The organism is Paenibacillus sp. CH40, from assembly GCF_024213605.1.
In the GTDB taxonomy this organism is placed as follows: Bacteria; Bacillota; Bacilli; order Paenibacillales; family Paenibacillaceae; genus Paenibacillus; species Paenibacillus polymyxa_B.
This window is the reverse complement of the sequence record NZ_JANAVQ010000003.1, coordinates 347028-368117: the sequence shown is the minus strand read 5'-3', so window position 1 is coordinate 368117 and position 21090 is coordinate 347028. Positions and strand designations below refer to the sequence as shown.

Annotated in this window: 19 protein-coding genes and 1 pseudogene; 14 read left to right on the top strand and 6 right to left on the bottom strand. The window is 48.7% G+C overall.

Annotated features, from left to right (window positions below; genetic code table 11):
* Window positions 1-1014 carry a LacI family DNA-binding transcriptional regulator gene (locus NLX73_RS11665; protein WP_061831958.1) on the top strand — a complete coding sequence of 338 codons (1014 nt, stop codon included), beginning with the start codon at window positions 1-3 and terminating at the stop codon, window positions 1012-1014.
* Between the two features lie 182 nt (window positions 1015-1196).
* Here the strand turns inward: NLX73_RS11665 and NLX73_RS11660 are convergent, their stop codons facing one another.
* Window positions 1197-2153, bottom strand: coding sequence for a sugar kinase (locus tag NLX73_RS11660; RefSeq protein ID WP_250266903.1), 957 nt, complete (start codon window positions 2151-2153; stop codon window positions 1197-1199).
* A 340-nt stretch (window positions 2154-2493) separates the two neighbouring features.
* Between NLX73_RS11660 and kduI the strand changes: the two genes are divergently transcribed.
* The 8 genes from kduI to NLX73_RS11620 all read left to right on the top strand — a co-directional run bounded on the left by kduI (window position 2494) and on the right by NLX73_RS11620 (window position 11100).
* A complete protein-coding gene (gene kduI / locus NLX73_RS11655; RefSeq protein ID WP_061831956.1) occupies window positions 2494-3324 on the top strand; it encodes a 5-dehydro-4-deoxy-D-glucuronate isomerase in 831 nt (276 codons plus the stop codon).
* A 79-nt stretch (window positions 3325-3403) separates the two neighbouring features.
* Window positions 3404-4048 (top strand): bifunctional 2-keto-4-hydroxyglutarate aldolase/2-keto-3-deoxy-6-phosphogluconate aldolase, encoded by a 645-nt coding sequence (locus NLX73_RS11650; RefSeq protein WP_025683172.1) that lies wholly within the window; start codon window positions 3404-3406, stop codon window positions 4046-4048.
* A 48-nt stretch (window positions 4049-4096) separates the two neighbouring features.
* The gene (gene kduD, locus NLX73_RS11645; protein WP_061831955.1) at window positions 4097-4873 is read left to right on the top strand and encodes a 2-dehydro-3-deoxy-D-gluconate 5-dehydrogenase KduD; all 777 of its coding nucleotides are present in this window, start codon (window positions 4097-4099) and stop codon (window positions 4871-4873) included.
* 246 nt (window positions 4874-5119) lie between these two features.
* Window positions 5120-6358, top strand: coding sequence for a CynX/NimT family MFS transporter (locus NLX73_RS11640; protein WP_165177966.1), 1239 nt, complete (start codon window positions 5120-5122; stop codon window positions 6356-6358).
* Window positions 6339-7490, top strand: a complete 1152-nt coding sequence (locus NLX73_RS11635) for a winged helix-turn-helix domain-containing protein (RefSeq protein ID WP_250266901.1) — start codon at window positions 6339-6341, stop codon at window positions 7488-7490. Before NLX73_RS11640 ends, NLX73_RS11635 begins: the two co-directional genes overlap by 20 nt.
* 93 nt (window positions 7491-7583) lie before the next feature.
* Window positions 7584-8945, top strand: a complete 1362-nt coding sequence (locus NLX73_RS11630) for an MFS transporter (RefSeq protein WP_254326237.1) — start codon at window positions 7584-7586, stop codon at window positions 8943-8945.
* Between the two features lie 62 nt (window positions 8946-9007).
* Window positions 9008-9598 (top strand): GNAT family N-acetyltransferase, encoded by a 591-nt coding sequence (locus tag NLX73_RS11625; protein ID WP_414126120.1) that lies wholly within the window; start codon window positions 9008-9010, stop codon window positions 9596-9598.
* 314 nt (window positions 9599-9912) lie between these two features.
* Entirely contained in the window at window positions 9913-11100 is a 1188-nt protein-coding gene (locus tag NLX73_RS11620) for a cation:proton antiporter (RefSeq protein ID WP_039271763.1), read from the top strand.
* A 119-nt stretch (window positions 11101-11219) separates the two neighbouring features.
* Here NLX73_RS11620 and NLX73_RS11615 read toward each other — a convergent pair whose 3' ends face one another.
* Window positions 11220-11855, bottom strand: coding sequence for an NAD(P)-dependent oxidoreductase (locus NLX73_RS11615; protein WP_254326236.1), 636 nt, complete (start codon window positions 11853-11855; stop codon window positions 11220-11222).
* 261 nt (window positions 11856-12116) lie between these two features.
* Here NLX73_RS11615 and NLX73_RS11610 point away from each other — a divergent pair, with 261 nt between their 5' ends.
* The 4 genes and pseudogenes from NLX73_RS11610 to NLX73_RS11595 all read left to right on the top strand — a co-directional run bounded on the left by NLX73_RS11610 (window position 12117) and on the right by NLX73_RS11595 (window position 17313).
* The gene (locus NLX73_RS11610; protein ID WP_254326235.1) at window positions 12117-13070 is read left to right on the top strand and encodes an alpha/beta hydrolase; all 954 of its coding nucleotides are present in this window, start codon (window positions 12117-12119) and stop codon (window positions 13068-13070) included.
* Between the two features lie 206 nt (window positions 13071-13276).
* Window positions 13277-13834 carry a glycerol-3-phosphate responsive antiterminator gene (locus tag NLX73_RS11605; RefSeq protein WP_023990856.1) on the top strand — a complete coding sequence of 186 codons (558 nt, stop codon included), beginning with the start codon at window positions 13277-13279 and terminating at the stop codon, window positions 13832-13834.
* Between the two features lie 57 nt (window positions 13835-13891).
* Window positions 13892-15381, top strand: a pseudogene (gene glpK / locus NLX73_RS11600) (glycerol kinase GlpK).
* Between the two features lie 228 nt (window positions 15382-15609).
* Window positions 15610-17313, top strand: coding sequence for a glycerol-3-phosphate dehydrogenase/oxidase (locus tag NLX73_RS11595; protein WP_302055396.1), 1704 nt, complete (start codon window positions 15610-15612; stop codon window positions 17311-17313).
* Between the two features lie 117 nt (window positions 17314-17430).
* Here NLX73_RS11595 and NLX73_RS11590 read toward each other — a convergent pair whose 3' ends face one another.
* Both NLX73_RS11590 and NLX73_RS11585 read right to left on the bottom strand, forming a co-directional pair.
* Window positions 17431-18108, bottom strand: coding sequence for a CidB/LrgB family autolysis modulator (locus NLX73_RS11590; RefSeq protein ID WP_039271755.1), 678 nt, complete (start codon window positions 18106-18108; stop codon window positions 17431-17433).
* Window positions 18105-18476: a CidA/LrgA family protein gene (locus NLX73_RS11585; protein WP_013312485.1), complete on the bottom strand. Its 372-nt coding sequence runs from the start codon at window positions 18474-18476 to the stop codon at window positions 18105-18107. Before NLX73_RS11585 ends, NLX73_RS11590 begins: the two co-directional genes overlap by 4 nt.
* Window positions 18477-18607: 131 nt before the next feature.
* Here NLX73_RS11585 and cidR point away from each other — a divergent pair, with 131 nt between their 5' ends.
* A complete protein-coding gene (cidR, locus tag NLX73_RS11580) occupies window positions 18608-19507 on the top strand; it encodes a cidABC operon transcriptional activator CidR (RefSeq protein ID WP_023990853.1) in 900 nt (299 codons plus the stop codon).
* Window positions 19508-19612: 105 nt separating this feature from the next.
* On the opposite strand, the gene NLX73_RS11575 is transcribed toward cidR, so the two are convergent.
* Window positions 19613-19786: an aspartyl-phosphate phosphatase Spo0E family protein gene (locus NLX73_RS11575; protein ID WP_013312483.1), complete on the bottom strand. Its 174-nt coding sequence runs from the start codon at window positions 19784-19786 to the stop codon at window positions 19613-19615.
* A 134-nt stretch (window positions 19787-19920) separates the two neighbouring features.
* On the bottom strand, window positions 19921-20997 hold the full coding sequence (locus NLX73_RS11570; protein ID WP_254326233.1) for a GGDEF domain-containing protein: 1077 nt from the start codon (window positions 20995-20997) through the stop codon (window positions 19921-19923).
* Window positions 20998-21090: the final 93 nt, after the last annotated feature.

The following is a 21090-nucleotide window of genomic DNA, read 5'->3' as shown; positions in this document are numbered from 1 at the left end:
ATGAAGAAGCCGACGATTGAAGATGTTGCCCAGAAGGCAGGAGTGTCTAAAAGCACTGTCTCGCAATTTCTGAACAAACGATATAAATATATGAGCGACCAGACCAGAGACCGGATTGCCGAGGTTATTCAAGAGCTGAACTATCAGCCTAACGGGCTGGCCCGCAGCTTGAAGCAAAACCGGACGTTTATGGTGGGGGTCATTGTAGCCAACATTGACTATACCCTTTCGATCCAGTCTATCCGTGCGATTGAGGAGGAATTGCAGCGTTTTGGCATTCAGGTGATTATTTGCAACGCCGATGAAAATCCAGACAAGGAGGGTCAGTATATTGAGATGCTCAAGGCTCGGCAGGTAGATGGCCTGATCATCTTCCCGACAGGCAAGCATGCAGATATTTACAACCAGCTCATTCGTGAAAAGTATCCGTTAGTGTTTTTGGACCGTTTGGTAGATGGGGTAAATACGCGCAGCCTGCTACTGGATAACGAAATGGCGATTAAGCTGGCGATTCAGGAACTTGTGGCTCACAAGCATGAGCGAATTGCGCTGATTACCTTGCCCCTTGGCCTGAATCGGATTACTCCACGAGTGGAGCGGCTAAGCGGATACAAAAAGGCGCTGGAGGAGCATGGCTTGCCATCTCGTGAAGAATATATGCACAGTGTGCCGAGAGAAGAAATCCAGCAGACGCTGAAGGAGTTGTTCCAACTGCCGGAGCCGCCGACTGCGCTGTTGGCCGGGAATGATATCGTGTTGGCTGAGGTGTTGAAGTATGTGAATGCCCGTCGTATACGTATTCCGGCAGAGCTGTCCATTATCGGGATTGACGATGCGGAGTTTGCCCATATTTACAATCCGCCGATTACGACCATTACACAACCCATTGCGGATATGGGGAAGCAGGCGGCAAAAACACTGCTGTCCAGCATTGAGGAAGGCGGAGAATCAGTCCCGATTATTTACCGATTTGTGCCGGATATCAATCGGGGAGAATCCGTCAAAACACTGTAGACGAGCAATGTGTCATATATTATAAAAATAGCCCGTATTCCTTTGTACGATCTGAGTATGCGTATGCTGCTCAGATCGTACAAACGCGAATACGGGCTATTGGAAGTTAAGGCTGACTTTGGATTCGGCCTTGTTGAGCTTGCGCTTATAGCGGTGAAGGTTATGCGGGGAATAAACCCCGACTAATTTGTGCTGGCGCTGAGCAAAAAGGATTCCAGCTCGGCTCGTGTCGGATAGCCGTCCATATCTCCGGCTGACATGACGGCCAGTGCGCCGAGGGCATTCCCGCGTTTGACTGCTTCTGCCAGGGGCAAGCCCTCCAGCAGCGCGCTGATAACGCCTGCGGCAAATCCGTCACCGGCACCGACGGTATCCACGACATGATCTACGCGGAAACGTTTGACATATCCCTCCGCATCTGCGGATTTGTAATAGGCGCCTTCGGTTCCCAGCTTGATAATGACCAGCGAGGTGCCGCGATCGAGGTAGAACGAAGCGATATCCTCCGGTGAGGTGTAGCCTGTTAATATTTTACCTTCATGAATGCCGGGTAGAAGCCAGTCGCACCCCTCAGATGCCTCATTAATCGCCTCCACCATCGTTTTCGTGTCAGGCCATAACTTAGGTCTAAGGTTCGGATCAAAGGATACGGTTTTGCCAGCCTTTTTCATAAATTGCCGCGCATGACGTGCGAAATCACGGCACTCAGGGGAGAGGGCGACAGAAATACCTGTAAAATGCAGATGGCGAGCTCCGGAAAAGTAAGCCTCGTTAAAATCTGCGATGCTTAATGTAGAAGCGGCGGAATGTTTGCGGAAATATTCCACCTCGGGGTCCCCACTTGTAACTTTGGATTTAATCAGCATGCCGGTAGAGTGGTCTTTGGTAAACATGACGTTCTGTGTGTCGATCCCTTCCTGACGTAGCGCACTGGCAATGAACTTGCCGAACGTATCCTCGCCGAGTTTGGTCACGAGTCCCGCCCGTAGACCCAAACGCGCCAAACCGGCTGAAACATTCGTCTCTGCCCCGGCCAACGCTTTGGTGAATGAACGCACCTCATCCAGAGAGCCTGCTTCATTGGCATAAAACATGGCCATCGGTTCTCCGAAGGTAACAGCATCCAATGTTGCGGTCATTTGTATTCCTCCTTATGTTTAGTAAACTTAATCTGTAAGCGCATGCACCAACTGAATAAATTGAAATTATCACATAAATCGGTTTTTCACAATGATGAAGTTGATATATTGGCTAAAAACTTTTTAGGTAATACAGATAAAAAAATGTGGTTTTGTTTATCAAAAGGTAAAAAGTGTGTAAAACTTCGTATGTACTAAGGGTTTTTCTAGGAATAGTGAAGTTTTGGGTTGACACCCTCTTAGATAATTATTACAATTCTAGCTAAGAAGTAGAGTTAGAAACCGCTTTTATAACAATTCCGTTGATAAAAAAGTTTATCTAAACAGGAGGAATGTTTTTATGGAAATGCGTTATTCAACTCATCCCGAACATGCCAAGCATTTTACGACTGAAGAGTTGCGTCAGCACTATTTGATCCAGGAACTGTTTGTACCTGAGGAGGTAAAGCTGGTCTATACGCATGAAGATCGTGTCATTATCGGGGGCATTTATCCCGTGAATAAATCTGTTGCGCTGGAAGGTAACGATCAAATCAAAGCAGAAACTTTCCTGGAGCGCCGCGAACTGGGCATTTTTAATGTCGGCGGCAGCGGTACGGTCAAGGTGGACGGTGAAACTTACGAGCTGGCCACAAAAGACTGTCTCTATGTAGGCAGAGGGGGCAAGGAGTTGATCTTTGAAAGCGATTCCAGTGAAAAGCCGGCGAAATTTTATATCGTTTCGGCCCTGGCTCATACCACGTATCCGACGACGAAGCAGTCTTTTGCCGATGTACCGTCTGAAAGTCTGGGTTCGCAGGAAACAGCTAACAACCGTACGTTGCGTCGCTTTATCCATGATGAAGGCATTCAAAGTTGCCAATTGGTTATGGGGATGACGACGTTGGAGAACGGCAGTGTGTGGAACTCCATGCCGACACATGTTCATGACCGTCGGATGGAAGTGTATTTCTACTTTGAACTGGATGAGAATGCGAGAATGTTCCACCTGATGGGTGAACCGAACGAAACGCGCCATCTGGTGATGAAAAATGATGAAGCCGTTATTTCTCCACCTTGGTCTATCCACTGCGGTGCGGCTACGGGCAGCTATACCTTCATTTGGGGCATGGCCGGTGAAAATAAAACATACAAAGACATGGATCAGGTTGCCATGAGCGAGTTGCGTTAATCCAATTAGTGTATTGGGGCGTGAATCTGCAAGTGGCTGAGGGTACATGGTCATCCCATTCGTGGAAAGGATCAGGAACATGACGAAAAAGAAAGTTTTGGAACATATCACTTCAGTAGGTGTCGTCGCAGTCATTCGGGGAAACACGGCGGAGGAAGCATATCTAATGTCTAAAGCCTGCATTGAAGGCGGCTTGGATAATATTGAGCTTACGTTTACAACGCCGGATGCGGATCAGGTCATTCGAAGATTGAGAGACGAATTTAAGGATCGGGCAGTAATTGGTGCAGGAACGGTACTGGAGTCACTGACGGCAAGAATTGCTATTCTAGCCGGAGCAGAGTTTGTCGTGAGTCCTTCTTTTGAAGAAGAAACAGCGAAGCTATGCAATTTGTACGCGATTCCTTATATGCCCGGCTGTATGACGCTGAATGAGATCAAGGAAGCCATGAAATTGGGTAGCGATGTCGTGAAGTTGTTCCCAGGCAGTGCAATGGGGGCGGACTTTGTTAAGGCTGTCAGAGGTCCAATGCCTCATGTACAGATTATGCCAACTGGTGGCGTTGATCTGGACAATATGGAAACCTGGCTGCGTAACGGATGTGTAGCCGTGGGAATTGGGGGTAATTTGACGGCTCCAGCCAAGGAAGGTCGCTACGACTTGATCACAGAAAATGCAGCACGTTATGTAGCTAAATATAAGGAAGTACGCGCAGCGCTGTAGGCTTCAGGAATTATAGGTTTTAAACTAATTTGTGATGGAGGCGTAGGCATGGGTCTGGACAATTTTTCATTGGATTTTTTCAGTCTAAAAGGTAAAACGGCGATTGTAACAGGAGGCAACACTGGTTTGGGTCAAGGATATTCCGTAGCTTTGGCCAAAGCAGGTGCAAATCTGTTCATTGTAGCTAACAATGATGAATATGAAGAAACAAGACGTTTGCTGGAGCCAACGGGTGTGAAGGTTGCCTTTTATCAGGCTGATCTGACAGAGAAAGAATCCATTAAAAAAATTGTAGAAGAATGCGTCAATGAATTCGGTAAAATTGATATCCTTGTAAACAATGCAGGTACGATTCGTCGCGCCCCTCTGCTGGAGTATAAAGATGAGGATTGGGACGCTGTTATGGAGATTAACCTGAATGCCGTATATCACCTGAGCCAGGAAGTGGCAAAGGTGATGGTAGAGCAAAAAAGCGGGAAGATTATCAATGTCGCTTCTATGCTTGCTTTTCAGGGTGGCAAATTCGTTCCGCCGTATACAGCGAGCAAGCATGCGGTAGCTGGTTTGACCAAGGCATTTGCGAATGAGCTGGCGGTTCATAACGTTCAGATTAATGCGATTGCACCGGGTTATATTGCTACGGCAAATACAGCTCCAATCCGTGCGGATGAAAGTCGCAATCAAGAAATCTTGTCGCGTATTCCTGCGGGTCGTTGGGGCGATCCGTCTGATTTGATGGGAGTTGTGGTTTTCCTCGCTAGTCAGGGTTCCGACTATATGAACGGTCATATCTTGGCGGTGGACGGCGGCTGGCTGGTACGTTAAGCAGCGCTGGTCGCATCGAAGTTTATGAACTGAAAGCTGCCTCAAAAGGAAACTATCCTTTCAGGCAGCTTTTATTTTTTAATGAAGCTATATGCTGAACTTGAAGACTTGGAGCGCTGTTTCGATCCGTCCTATGCATATGGCACGAATGCCTTTATAATTTAATGAGATAAAAATTGCTAGGCTCCAGCCGTACACTTGGTTGGAGCCTTTGAGCATAACACAGATAGATAGGAGAATGGAGAGATGAGTTCACAGCAACACCAACGAGCTTTGGTATACAAATCTTTGTGGCATGCCGGTCCTTGGGTGCTTGCCATAGGGATCATTCTGGTAGGTGCCAATCTGCGCGCCTCGATTACCTCGGTAGGACCTCTTATCGGTTTGATTAAGGATTCTTTGCATATTTCGAATACACTGAGTGGCCTATTAACGACATTGCCGTTGCTGGCTTTTGCTCTGTTGTCGCCTTTTGTAGCCAAACTGTCGCGCCGCTTCGGGTCATCTCTTATTATTTTTGCAGCCTTGCTGCTGTTGACCGCAGGTATTGTGGTGCGCTCAACGCTGGGGGTGACCGCATTATTTGTCGGGACCGCCATGCTGGGACTGGCTATTGCCGTGTGTAATGTGTTGCTGCCCAGTCTGATCAAAGAGGAGTTTCCTCGCAACAGCGGACTGATGACCGGCGTATACTCAGTATCCATGAATGTGGTTGCTGCAACAGCATCCGGGCTGAGTATACCGCTGGCTCTGAACGGAGGTATGGGCTGGCGAGGTGCTTTGGGAATATGGGCGATTGTGGGTGTCGTAGGTATTTTACTCTGGGTGCCCCAGCTCCTTAAGGCGCGCAAAACAGCCAATAAAGCGGCAGTGTCCGCGCGAACCGTGAATGTGTATACATCGTCTTTGGCTTGGAAGGTGACGCTGTTTATGGGGCTGCAATCTGCCCTGTTCTATGTTCCTGCCGCTTGGTTTCCCGAAATGATGAGCGGACAGGGGATGGATTCAGAGACTGCGGGATGGATGCTGTCCGTGCTGCAGTTTTCACAAATGCCATTTACTTTTATTGTGCCTATTTGGGCAGCGCGGGTGAAGGATCAGCGGGTATTGGTTCTGATTATGGCTGCGCTGTATTTTATCGGTTTGGGTGGATTTCTGCTTGGGGCTACACAGTGGAGTGTGATTTGGGTCATTTGTATCGGTATAGCGGGTGGTTTTGCTTTCCCGTTAGTGATGATGTTCTTTAATTTGCGGACGCGGACACCGCAGCAGGCAGCAGAGCTGTCTGGTATGGCACAATCCTTTGGTTATTTGCTAGCAGCAACAGGACCGACGCTGTTCGGTTATTTGCATGATGCGACGCAAGGCTGGACAATCCCGCTGCTGCTGCTCTTGTGTCTGAGTGTGTTGCTTATGTTTATAGGGCTAGGTGCAGCTAAGAAACGATATGTCGGAGGCGAGGTGGATGATCAGGCTACAATTTGATGCAGATGGCTACAGCGTGGTCTGTAATGCAGATCGTGTTATGTTGTTGGCTAAAGAATTTGCGCTGTTGCGCTTTCTGTACGATAACCGGAATCAGGTGTTCACCCGGGAACAACTGCTGGATCGTGTGTGGCCGCTGGAGTATCCGGTGGAGCGTACGGTGGATGATCATATCTACAGATTACGCAAAAAACTGAAGTCATGGGATGGGCTCCGTATTCATACGGTTAGAGGGTATGGCTACAGCTTGACCTTGACTGACGTGCAGCCACAGAATCATCCGTCCTTGCTCGATCAGGAGGTGCAGGACGCCGTACATGGACTTTTCCGGAAATACCAGCTGTTGGGGCAGGGAAATTCCATCGTAGCGCTGGCTGCCCAGCAGGAGCAGATGGGTTTTCAAATGTCCGCCTTTTATCAAATGTATACCCGTTTTGTACAGGCGGATGTGTCCTGGTTCTTGAAGCGGGAGGATTTTGCCCTTGTAGACCGATTGTATTGGATGTTGCTGCTATTTACGGGCACAGCAGGGGTAACGAATGAGGAGATTGCTCTATGTGAGTGTGCGCTTTCCAGCAGGCTGCTGTCCAGTGAACAGGAACGGGAATTACGCATTCTCAACATTTTGGAGGCTTATGTGGAAAATGGAGAACCTGAACGCGCACAGGCAGGTCTACCACTTACCTGGAGGGTCATGGAGCGGGATGATCTCGATAAATTTGTGATGCCTGTTGCACTGATGGAGATGTACATGCATCTGGTTTCCAATCAAATGGAAAAGGCTGCGGAACTGTCTGATCGTCTGGAAGGCATGCTGTCGGAGGCTCCGTATTTGCGTGAACTGGGCCGTTATCGCATGATGCGCGGACTTATGCTTTTGCGTACTGGAGATGTGAACAATGCCGAGCGGCTTATGGATGAAGGGTTGGATACCCTTGATATGGCTAAACAGAATTTGCTAAAAATCAAGGCCGTCTGCCAAATCCGCGGTTTTTTGAAGCTCTGCGGTTCTTATCCCGCGCTGGAAGAGAAATATGCGGCTCAATATGATCGGCTTGACAGGGATAACAGTTTAACACTGCATCGTCAGGCGCTAAGGCACTGGTTGGAGCAAACACTTTCTGTCGTCTGATGTTTTTAGCTGTCTGATTTTCCTCTGATATAGACCCGCTAGAATGTTCTTATAGCTAAAAGAAGCTGAAAATGAGAGCAGGGTGAGTAGATAATGAAGGAAAAGAAAGAACTGCAATCCACGCCTAGCATTTGGCGCAATGGCCGTTTTCGGCGGATGTTTGCGGCGCACACGGCTGCCTCCTTTGGCGATTGGTTTGATGCTATCGCCATTCAGGTGCTTGTTGCCTATCGCTGGGAAGCCGACCCTATGATGATTGCGCTGATTCCGGTAGTGATGGCCCTACCGGGTCTGCTGCTGGGTTCCATCGCGGGCACGTTAGCCGACCGGGTACACAAGGCCCGGCTGATGATCGTCTGCGATGCAGCTATTGCCTTATTGACGCTGGCGATCCTCGCCGTCCCGGGCCCGGCGTGGCTGCTGCCTTTGCTCGGTCTGCGTGCGGCGGCTGGCGTATTCCAAATGCCTTCACAGCAAGGCTTAACCCGCACGGTAGTCGCCAGCGACGACCTGTTTCGGGCGACCTCGCTGAATGGGCTGGTCAATCAGGCTTCCAAAGTGGCGGGGCCATTACTGGGCGCTATGACCTTGACTGTGTTGTCCCCTCAGGCATGCATTATTCTCAATGCATTGCTGCGTCTCTGTTCCGGCCTGCTGCTGTGGCCGTTGCGGGGAATCGGTCCGGCGCTGGTCAGCGCAGACCAACAAGCTGTTGCAGCCGGGCAGCAAGGAAAGTCGGCTGCGCATACAGCGCCTAAGGCCGATGAAGCCAAAATGCGGGAGGAGCATGTCCGCGCATCTCGTTTTTTCAACCAATGGCGTGAGGGCTGGGCGTTCTTATGGCGCAGTCGAATGCTTTTGCATACGCTTATATTCGGACTTTTCGGTTTGATCGCCATTCTCATGATCGACTACCAGTTCCCTACATTGCTGCGGGTGCTTGCTCCGGGTAATGAATCACTGCTTGGCTGGCTGGTTTCAGCCATTGGTGCTGGCGCCGTCGGCTGCATGCTTGTGCTTAATCGCTTGAATCGCATAAGCGCAGGCTGGGGGCTCGGTGGTGGATATGTGCTGGTTGGCGGAGCTATTGCTGCTTTAGGCTGGGCACAACCCGGAACAGGATTGCCCGGACTGCTTATGATTGGGGCCGTGCTGGGCGTGGGCAACGGCCTGTACATTATCACCCAGAATTATATATTACAAGCCAAAACCCCTGCTGATATGGTGGGGCGCGTCTTTGGTATCCAAAGTACCGTGATTGGAGCAATCATGGTCGTTTCCCCGCTTGCAGGGGGAGTATTGATCCGAATAGCAGGGGCGGGAACGGCTTTTGTCTGGATCGGGATGACTGTTGGAATCTTGGGTTTGGCAGGCCTGCTGCTTCAATCCGTAATTTGGCGCGAGTCCCTCGCTGATTCTAGCCTGACTACAGAGCAAAATGCAGACCTTGCGTAGTCGAACTTGCACAATAATTTGCTTTGATTTTCGTCATTTATATTTTTAGCATGGGAGAGATCATGATGACTCAACAAACTTCAGCCTCAGAGCCTGTGGCACGGTTACTTGAAGGATCACGGGTGTACTTGCGTCCCGTTAACGTAGAGGACACCGAGCTATACTATAATACATTGTTCCATCAAGATGTGCGGAGGCTGACAGGCACACAACGCAGCTTTACCAAGGATCAAATTGCCCGATATATTGAAGCTAAAGGACAGGACACCTCAAGCCTGCTGCTGTTGATTGCGCTTCGCGAAGATGATCGTGTCATTGGGGATATAGCCCTGCAGGATATGGACAGCCTAAACCGCAGTGCCAACATCCGTATTGCGATCAATGAGCAGGGAAATCAGGGGAAAGGCTACGGCACCGAAGCGCTTGTACTCATGCTGGGTTACGGATTCGGTATCTGTAATCTGCATCGGATTGAGCTGAATGTATTTGATTTTAATGAACGCGCCATTCGTTGCTATGAAAAAGTAGGCTTTCAGCGCGAAGGTGTGCAGCGGGATGCTTTATTCTACAATTATGAATACCATGATTCGATTCTGATGAGTATGCTGGACCACGAATACCGCGACCGCTATGTGAAAAAAGCAGAAAATTGATTCAACACGTTTACACGGGTTTGCAGAAGAGATATAATTAAAAGATAAAATTGCTTGTTTGCGCAAGTATGACCGACAACATTAAAAGAATATATGAATTTACCGGAGGAGCCTGTCACCAAGGCTCCTTTATGTCTTTTTTAGGGGAACCTGTGCTGTATTTCGGGTTTCCCTTTTTATTTTGCGAGCCGTTTGTTTCAGGTCAGACACATATTTTGCACGTTTGTTTAGCATTTTATGATTATCAGTATCTTCAATATTGTGGGTTATGCGCAGATGAGTTCAAGGATTAAATAAAAGGAGGTTATCAGCCTATGCAATTTATACTATATCTTCTGCTAATTCTATTGTTCACAAAAGTCGCGGGTCATTTGTCTGTCAAGCTCGGTCAACCAGCGGTGTTGGGAAAGCTGATCGCAGGAATTGTCCTGGGTCCAGCCGTATTGGGATGGGTTCAGAATGATTCACTGATTCATGATATGTCTGAAATCGGCGTGCTGCTGCTGATGTTCATTGCTGGACTGGAGACGGATTTGGATCAACTTCGACGTAACTGGAAGCCTGCGGTAGCTGTGGCGGTTGGAGGTATTATTTTACCGCTAATTTGTGGTTTTGGTGTAGGGGAAGCTTTTGGATTCTCGGTACATGAAGGCTGGTTTCTAGGAATTATTCTGAGTGCTACCTCGGTAAGCATTACGGTACAGGTACTCAAGGATATGAATAAGCTGAATACCCGGGAAGGCTCAACCATTTTGGGTGCGGCAGTGCTGGATGATGTGCTTGTCGTGGTGCTGCTAGCGGTAGTAATGAGTATATTCGGTATGGGTGGAGAAACTTCGCTGGGACTTCTTGTTGGCAAAAAGCTAGTTTTCTTCGTCGTAGCTATTCTGGGGGGCTGGTTCGTTGTTCCATGGATTATGAAAATACTTGCTCCGCTCAAGGTGACTGAAGCGGTCATCACGACTGCGTTGATTATTTGCTTTGGGTTTGCGTATTTTGCGGATATGTTGGGGATGGCAGGGATTATCGGAGCCTTTGCGGCCGGGATTGCCATTGCACAAACCAGCTTTAAGCACGTCGTAGAAGAAAAGGTGGAACCCATCGCTTATTCCATCTTTGTTCCTGTATTTTTTGTCAGCATCGGATTAAATGTTTCCTTTGAGGGAGTAGGGCAGCAGCTCGGATTTGTTGTTGTTTTGACACTGATTGCGCTGGTGACAAAGCTAATCGGGGGAGGACTCGGGGCGCGGCTGACGGGCTTCGATAACCGTTCTGCCCTTGCGATCGGCTCCGGGATGATATCTCGCGGCGAGGTCGCACTTATTATCGCAGCTACCGGTCTACAGTCGGGTCTGTTGGCACAGCAATATTTTACATCGGTGATCATTGCCATCATTCTGACGACCTTGGCTTCGCCTCCGATTCTCAAGCTGTGTTTTAGCGATAAGAGGGAGACTTCCGCTCACGATACAGAAAAAAAGGTCAGCACTGACAAGTCATAACGAGAGTATCAACAGGTCATAACAAAAAGACCCTTCGGGTTCAATTTCTCATAGCGTGCTGCATGAGAGAATGGGCAAAGGGTCTTTTTTATGCTAAATATGCTGCGAGAATACAGTAATTAGGACTCGGATACGACAGTGAAACGTTGGTTCAGATGTTGTGGTTTTTCGATTTCGTCCACTACGGCGACCGCATAATCTTCGTAGCTGACATAGCTTGCACCTTTGGAATTAACCAACAGCGTGTCTTTTCCCACTTGGTAAGAGCCTGTGCGTTTACCCAGAGAAAATTCCGCAGAAGGACTAATGAAAGTCCAGTTCAGGTCGCTGGTACCACGCAAAATTTCCAGGTTTTTTCCTTGGTTATTTGCTGTTGGATATACGAAATCAGGGAAGCCGGGAGCATCTTTTACCAAAAGTGTTTGGGATTCGTCAGTGAACAAGCTGCCTGCACCACCTACAACAATCAGGCGAGTACCGGATACATTACGCAGGCCTTCAATTAGTACGTTACCTGCATCGACATGCAGATGCTCTTGTCCGAGTGGAGCGGCAAATGCATTAACGACTACGTCAAAGCCTTTCAGATCATCTGTTTTCAGATCAAAAACGTCTTTTTGTACTACAGTAGCACGATTTTCTGTTACTTTAGCCGAGTCACGGACGATGGCGGTTACTTCATGCCCTCTGTCTAATGCTTCTTTTACGATATTACTTCCTGCTTTACCGGTTGCACCAATAACTGCAATTTTCATAATAGATAGCCTCCTATAAATATGATGTGGATGATTCATTCGTTTGATCGTAAGTGTACCCAGTGCATTTACGAACTTTAATATGTAACTATTATAGTTACAATACAAAATAAAAGTCAAGCTCTTCTGTTGGGCAAACTAAAGTCCTCCGATTGGAAAGAGAGGAACTCGTTTAAATATATAAGGTGAACCTGAATGAGCAAACTTAAGCCATTTTGGATATATGTAGACCACAGAATAAGAAGGGAAGAGTGAACCGATATGAGTAAAAAAGTACAGCTTGAACCCGCAGCACAGAAATTTGCAGACGATAATGCCAAGCCTCCGTTTCTATATGATTTGGGTCCTGAAAAAGGACGTGAAACGGTCAATGAGGTTCAATCCGGTCCAGCAGACAAACCTGCCGCAGATGTAGAAGATCTAACTATTCCAGGTGGGCCTGGCGGTGAGGTAAAGGTCAGAATTGTTCGTCCACAACAAGTGACAAGCGATCTGCCGGTCATTGTATATATTCACGGAGCAGGCTGGGTATTCGGTAATGCCCACACGCATGATCGTCTGATTCGTGAATTGGCAGTCGGCTCACAGGCAGCCGTTGTATTCCCGGAATATAGCTTGGCACCTGAAGCTAAATATCCGACGGCGATTGAGGAAATTTACGCGGTCGTTCAATGGGTGGCACAGCATGGGCGCGAGCATGGACTGAAGCCCGATACGCTGACGATAGCCGGAGACAGTGTCGGCGGCAACATGACCGCGGCTGTAACGCTGCTGGCCAAAGAACGCAGTGGTCCTGCCATCCGGCAGCAGTTGTTATTTTATCCGGTGACGGACGCTTCCTTTGACACGGAATCCTACAAGGAGTTCGCCACAGGATATTTCCTAAGCCGCGAAGGAATGCAATGGTTTTGGGATCAATATACGACAGATCCCAATGAACGAGCGCAGATTACGGCGTCCCCGTTACGTGCCACCACAGAACAGCTCAAAGGGCTACCGCGTGCGCTGGTCATTACAGGCGAGGCCGATGTGCTGCGCGATGAAGGTGAGGCCTATGCGAACAAGCTGCGTGAAGCAGGGGTAGAGGTAACCGCTGCACGCTTTCAGGGCATCATCCACGACTTTGTGATGCTGAACCCATTGTCGGAAACCGCGGCCAAGCGCGGTGCGATCACGCTCGCTACCTCATGGCTGCGCCAAGGGTTTGAGGGCTAGTACACTATAGAGTGTTTTAAGGGTGCCGTCGTGTGATTTGATCCAGTTCCTTTGAACGATTAGGCTGTCTTCTTCCTGCTGACATCTATTGCAGGGAAGGCAGCCTTTATACATATCTGCAATGAAACCGCTTCACGTTCGTCGAACAGAGTGATAATATAAAATTTGAATGAGTTTGATCGACATTCAGCCTAAGGGGGATATCCATGCCATTTCAGGGACAACGCATTTTACCTGCAGCTAAGCATATGAAGCAGCTGGAGGGTATTTTGGACAGTTCTTATGAGTATGCTGTTTTTCTGGATACGCATGTAGCGCAGCTGCGCAACCTGTACCAGATGGCTAGAAGTCGCAGCAAGCAAATGCTCCTGCATGCCGATCTGGTGCAAGGCTTGAAGAATGACGAGTATGCGGCTGAATATTTGTGTCAGGAAATTAAGCCGTTTGGGATTATTTCGACCCGGTCCGGGGTGATTGCAACCGCTAAAAAGAAGGGGATTCTTGCTGTACAGCGGGTGTTCCTGCTCGATACGATTGCGCTGGAAAAAAGCTACGCGCTGGTGGAAAAAACACGACCTGATTATATTGAGGTGCTGCCCGGTGTTGTTCCGCCGATGATTAAGGAGGTCAGCGAACGCACGGGCATTCCTATTTTGGCGGGCGGACTTATTCGCACCCCTGAAGATGTGGAAGCGGCGTTGGCTGCGGGAGCTACAGCAGTTACGACCTCCAATAAACAACTGTTCGAGCATTATAAGCAATAGCTTTTATTTGAATCAAGTGGGCAACAATACATAAATATGCAAGGAGGCTGGGAAACGATGGAGCAATACATTCTTGCCTTGGATCAGGGCACAACCAGTTCGCGGGCCATTTTGTTTGATCGGCAGGGAAAAGTGGTATACAAGGCACAACGGGAGTTCCCACAGTATTTTCCCCAGCCGGGGTGGGTAGAGCAAAACGCAAATGAAATATGGAGCTCTATTTTGGCTGTCATCGCCTCCTGCTTGTCGGAATCAGGTGTGAAAGCCAGCCAAATTGCCGGGATTGGTATTACGAATCAACGGGAAACCGTAGTGGTGTGGGATAAACATACGGGTCTGCCTGTATATCATGCACTGGTATGGCAGTCACGGCAAACAGCCGGGATCTGCGAGGAATTGAAAAGCCGTGGATTTGATCATATTTTTCATAGCAAAACGGGACTACTCATTGATCCTACTTTTCTGGCACTAAGGTCAAATGGATACTCGACAACGTCGAAGGGGCACGAGCTCAAGCAGAGCGCGGGGATTTGCTGTTGGGTACGATTGATACCTGGCTAATCTGGAGATTGTCTGGTGGTAAAGCACATGTAACGGACTACTCCAATGCGGCCCGCACACTCATGTACAACATTTATGAGCTAAAATGGGATGAGGAGTTGCTGAATATTCTCGGCGTTCCTTCGTCTATGCTACCAGAGGTGAAATCATCTTCTGAGATATATGCGCATACGGTGGATTATCACTTTTTTGGACAGGAAATCCCTATTGCCGGAGCGGCGGGTGATCAGCAAGCAGCTCTGTTCGGTCAGGGGTGCTTTGACAAGGGCATGATTAAAAATACTTACGGTACGGGATGCTTTATGTTGATGAATACCGGAGATGAACCCTGTGAATCGGGGCATGGACTGATTACAACCATTGCATGGGGGCTGAACGGTCAGGTGAAGTATGCGCTGGAGGGCAGCATTTTTGTAGCCGGATCTGCTATTCAGTGGCTGCGTGATGGGTTGCGTATGTTCCGCGAAGCCAAAGATAGTGAAGCGTATGCGGCGCGTGTGACCTCGACGGAAGGGGTATATTTTGTCCCGGCATTTGTGGGTCTGGGCAGCCCGTATTGGGACAGTGACGTGCGCGGTGCGACATTTGGTTTGACGCGGGGAACGACCAAGGAGCACTTTATACGAGCGGTACTGGAATCACTGGCCTACCAGACTAAAGATGTCCTAACTGCCATGGCGAGCGATTCGGGTGTACCTGTGCGTTCAATGCGTGTAGATGGAGGTGCAGTGATGAACGAGTTCCTGATGCAGTTCCAGAGCGATATTCTCGATCTGCCTGTAGAACGACCTGCTGTGAACGAGACAACTGCACTCGGTGCGGCGTATTTAGCGGGACTGGCAGTTGGGTTTTGGAGCAGTCTGGATGAAGTCCGGGGATATGCGCAAAGTGATCATACCTTTACTCCGTCCATGAGTGAAGACGTGCGAACTGGGCTTTATGGTGGCTGGAAAAAGGCAGTTCATGCCGCAATGGCGTTCAAGTAGGGATGGTTTTACGATAGAAGGCAGCCATCTGGCAACAGGCAGATTTCCCTTTTCATAGCGTAGCGTGTGTGCTACGATATAGATAAGTTAATACTCGTCAGGAGACTTGGAGAGACCATGAACCGCTCGGCATCCGCCGTAGCGATGTTCGTGGTCTTTTTTTGTACCTTATGATGATTCGGTTGGCAGATTGCATCGTGAATATATACAAAGCTGGAGGGATACATGATGGGAGAACAGGGATTTGCTGCGCAGGAGAGAACCGCTGTTTTGGAACGAATGGGACATGAGCATTTTGATATTTTAATCATTGGCGGCGGTATTACAGGGGCGGGTATTGCGCTGGATGCGGCGGATCGTGGTTTGAAGACAGCACTGGTGGAGATGCAGGATTTTGCAGCAGGTACGTCCAGCCGCTCGACCAAGCTAGTGCATGGTGGTCTTCGTTATTTGAAGCAGTTTGAAGTTAAGATGGTAGCCGAGGTCGGGAAGGAGCGGGCCATCGTATTCGAAAATGGCCCACATGTGACCATACCGGAGCGTATGCTGCTTCCTTTTCACAAGGGCGGCACGTTTAACGCATTCACCACCTCTGTCGGGCTGCTGGTATATGATTTCCTTGCTGGTGTTAAGCGTAGTGAGCGCCGTCGGATGCTGGACATCCAGGCTACGCTAGAGCGCGAGCCTTTGCTGAAGCGTGATGGACTGAAGGGAAGCGGCAGCTATGTGGAGTACCGCACAGATGACGCTCGCCTGACGATTGAGGTCATGAAGGAAGCTGTTACACGAGGGGCGCTGGCGGTGAACTATGCCAAGGCTGACAAGCTGCTGTATGACGAAGGACGAATAAGCGGTGCAAGCGTAACGGATCGGGTAACGGGAAAGCCATACGAAATTCGAGCTTCACTGGTTATTAATGCGGCCGGACCATGGGTAGATACGTTGCGGGAAATGGATCGCTCCAAAGAGGGCAAGGTGCTACGCCTGACGAAAGGTATTCACCTGGTGTTCGATGCTGAGCGCTTTCCACTCAAACAGGCAGTGTACTTCGATACACCAGATGGACGCATGGTATTTGCCATCCCACGTGATGGAAAAACCTATGCAGGTACGACCGACACGGTGTATGAAGGGGATACGGCGCATCCTCGGATGACCGCCGAAGATCGGGCCTATGTGCTTCAAGCGATCAACGGAATGTTCCCAGATGTGAAACTGACTGTTACGGATGTAGAATCCAGTTGGGCAGGGGTACGGCCGCTCATTTATGAAGACGGTAAAAGTCCTTCGGAAATTTCACGCAAGGACGAAATTTGGGAATCCCGTTCAGGTCTGATCACGATTGCAGGCGGCAAGCTGACGGGCTACCGGAAAATGTCCGAACTCGTCGTGGATCGTGCGGTACGGGAGCTGGGACGCTTGCACGGGCAAAGCTTCCGGGCATGCCGCACCAGGCATATCCCAATTTCAGGAGGCAGCGTAGGCGGCTCGGCGGGCTGGGGCTCCTTCGTGAGCAAGAAAGCCGCAGCGGGTGTTGCGCTCGGCCTGTCGCCGGAAACGGCTAGAGCATGGGCAACCCGCTATGGCTCCAATACAGAGCGGCTGTTTGCCATAGCGGCACGCAGCATGAAGGAGGCTACCGAGAAGGAAGCGGCACTGCCTGTGGAAGTGCGTGTCCCGCTCCTGTATGCGATGGAACAGGAAATGACGGTGACACCGTCTGATTTTTTCATACGCCGAACGGGGGCGCTATTTTTCCAGATTGACGAGGTGAAGCGCTGGAAACAGCCCGCCATTGCATTAATGTCCGAACATGCAGGCTGGAGCGCCGCGCAAGAACGACAATATACGGCTGAGCTGGATGCTTACCTGTATGAAGCTGTAACGCCTGTAGAGGTAGAGACGAAACCCGGCGACGTTAAAGCTATTTGATGCAGCGAGGGGAGTTATATCCTTGAGCCGCCCATTGCTTTGAGACATGGACTGAAAGCAAAGAAGCAGCGATTCTTCAATAACAGGAGAATCGCTGCTTCTTTGTATACAGATTGTTTACAGCATCAAGTGGAACAGGAACGGAGCGGCTGCCAAGGTAAAGAGAGCGGCGAGCACCATCGAGATGCTGGATATCGTCCCCGTCAGCGAACTGAACTCGAAGGCTTTGGAAGTGCCAGTACCATGAGCACCGGTACCGAGCAGCACCCCACGTGAGACTTCATTTTCAATACGGAACAGTTTTACAATCATCGGACCGATAATAAGACCGCTCAATCCGGTCAGAATAACGAATACAGCCGTGACCGTCGGATTGCCGCCAATCGTTTGCGATACATTCATCGCAATGGGTGTCGTAATGGAGCGAGGAATCAGGCTGCTCAGCAACGAAGAATTCAGATGCATCCACTTGGCAAGCGCCATGGAGGACAACACGGCTACAACAGACCCAGACAGCACGCTAAGCACGATTTGAGTCGCGTGTTTTTTTAACACAGGGAAATATCGGTACAAAGGGACCGCAAATGCAATCGTAGCTGGCTGTAGCAGCATGGACAGCAAGCGAGCCCCCGAATTATAAGAACGGTAGTTCACACCCGTCAGCGTCAAAATCAAAATGATAACAATAGGTGTAATGAGCAATGGAGACAAATACACCTTGGGCAGTGTGCGGTACATGCGTTTGGCCATCCAGTAAATAGCGAGTGTCAATACAATACATAGAAGACCGGTCATGATGATTTATGCTCCTTTCGTTTACCAAGCAGACTGGCGACCATACCTGTGCAGGCCATCACCAGAAAGGTGCCGAGCAACACGACCAGCATGATGCTCATACCATCGTGTTCCAGCATCGGCCAATAATTCATAACGCCGACAGCGGAGGGAATAAAGAATAATAGCAGCTCGGCCAGCAACCAGTTTGCGCCAACTTCAATCCAGCTTAGTCGGACCAAGCCGGTTTGCAGCAGAATAAAAAGGATCAGCATACCAATGATACTACCGGGTACAGGCAGGTGGAGCCAGGAGACTACCGCGTTCAGGATGAGCGAAAAGGCCATCAGGACGGCGATCTGGAGGACACCGCGTATGAAGCTTTTCATATATAATGGCTCCTATCTTTGAGATCGGTTATTTTCAAACTGTAATGAAATTTTACATCACAAGCTTTCATGAGTAAAATGCATATAAAGAATGTAATCTATTCCGTTTGTCTATGGGAGAAGGTGTAGGTTTGGATATCCGACATTTACAATATTTTTTGGAAGTCGCGCGGTTGCGTAGCTTTACAAAGGCAGCCCAGAGCATGTTTATTACCCAGCCGACGATCAGTAAGACGATTAAAAGTCTGGAAGATGAACTGGGGGTCGCTTTGTTCGACCGAATTGGCAAAAGAATCGAACTGACGGACGCGGGCAAGGTAATTGAGCTTCAAGCACAAGCGATTGTAAAGTCCTTTCAGAGCCTGTCCTCGGAGCTGAGTGATTTGATGAACCTGAAAAAAGGACATATCCGTATTGGCCTGCCCCCTATGGTCGGATCGAGCTTTTTTCCGCGTGTCATTGGAGAATTTCATAAGGCATATCCTGATGTGACCATTCAATTATTTGAGGACGGGGCGAAGAAAGTGGAACAGGACGTAGAAGCCGGGGCATTGGATATCGGGGTGATTGTGCTGCCTGCGGTTGGAGATATGTTTGAGACATTTCTGTTTGTGGAGGAAAAGCTGAACTTGCTCGTTCATCCTACGCATGCATTGGCAGAGTGCAAGGAGGTACCGTTATCTGCGCTGGCGGAGGAGGCGTTTGTACTGTTTCGTGAGGATTTTACGCTGCATGACCGTATCATTGCCGAATGTGTCCGTGCTGGCTTTCAGCCGCGTGTAGTCTACGAAAGCTCGCAATGGGATCTGATTAGCGAAATGGTTGCTGCAAACCTGGGAGTAGCGCTGTTGCCGGAGGCTATATGCCGAGATCTGGATTCTGAGCGCTTGCGTGTTCTTCCATTGGTGGACCCCGTCATTCCTTGGCATTTGGGGATGATCTGGCGGAACGATCGTTATCTGTCCTTTGCCGCCAGAGAATGGATATCGTTCACACAGCAATTGTTGCGGACGGAATATGGCGGGAAGTAGTCAGTCCGCGAGAAGGTGAGTACGATGCAGATGTGTACCGAAGGAGGACGAATACTGCTTACATCATAAAAAAGCTGCCCTGAGGGGCAGCGATGTAGCTTGCTTCTATGAGTGTGTTTGGTTTATTGCACGCTTGGTGTGAAGGTACTTGTCCATAATACGGTCAAGTCTGGAGGATTTGTCCAATACACGTTCATCTTTTAATCCGTGTAAGTCAGCCATGCGATTCAGTTCACGGCGTTCTTTTTCCATGAGTTTTTCCAATTGTTCGAGGTTCACAAAGCCCACCCCCCATGTCGATTGTAAGGCATGTCTCCACTAGCGGCAGAAGTTTTTTTGATAACGATGTTATTTCCATTTTACCACTTTTTATTAACAATAATCCAGCTTTCCTGACATTTAGCGACTAATATCTATGGTTTTGCCAGTTTCACCTGATTGCGTCCTGAACGCTTAGCTTCATATAATGCCTCATCTGACTTTTCCAGTAAGTGCCTCGATGCAATGACAGGTGAACTGCCTGCTCCGATGGATACGGTTAGAGAGATCGAGGTTCCGTCATTCAAAAGAAAACGTTCATTTTCCACAGCTTTCCGAATTTTTTCGGCAAAGCTTGCTGCTTTCTGACTATCACAATTTCCAATCAGAATGGCAAATTCCTCTCCGCCCTTACGGGAGGGGTACGCCCTCGTTGTAGATTCCCGGGTTAACAGCATTCCCAATTGGCTTAAGACGGTATCTCCGTTCAAATGACCATACGTATCATTAATATTTTTAAAGTGGTCAATATCCAGCATCACGAGTCCAAAGGGTTGTTTTGTAGTCTTGGAAGTATGAAAGACCTCTTCAAATAGCGCATCGAAAGCACGTGGACTGTAGAGTCCGGTTAAATGATCCCGATTTGCAGCTTCTTCCAGCAGATGAACAGCCCGTTCTGTTTTTTTGATATAGGACATCATAAAATAAGTGAACAGGCCGCCAAGCAACTTAACAGTTGTGATTATTATAATAGATTCATTATCAGGAGGGTTAACTACAAAGAAAGTAGATAACAGCGACACTACAGCAGCTCCAAGTACGGCCGACATCCACTTGCGGAGTGTTAGGCTTTTTTCTCGAATAAAGATAAGTGAAATGCCCAGTGTCATGAAACAATTGACGGCAGCAGTCAGAGAAACATCTGTCCAACCACCTGTGATGTAAATACGGTACAGGCTTATGATCAAGGTGGTCAGCAGACCGGATACCGATCCTCCCATATAAACAGATATGATAATCGCCAATTGGCGCAGATCGACCACAAAGTGCCCACGGACCCATAAACCGGTCATCATTAACAGAATGCCAAACAGACCCAGCATTAAACCGTTCATTACCCGATAAATGAATACATGTTTTTTTAGGTAACGTTCATATTTCCGGAAAAATAAATTTCCAAAGAATAAGAAGCTTGTTAATAACGCAAAATTGTTAATTAATTCTTTTAACATATCCCTATCCTTTATGCTGTATTGAGAGTTGTAGTATCGTGGGGAATAAAGCAAAAGGCCTCGTTTCTATATTTCGGTAAAAAGTAGGCATGA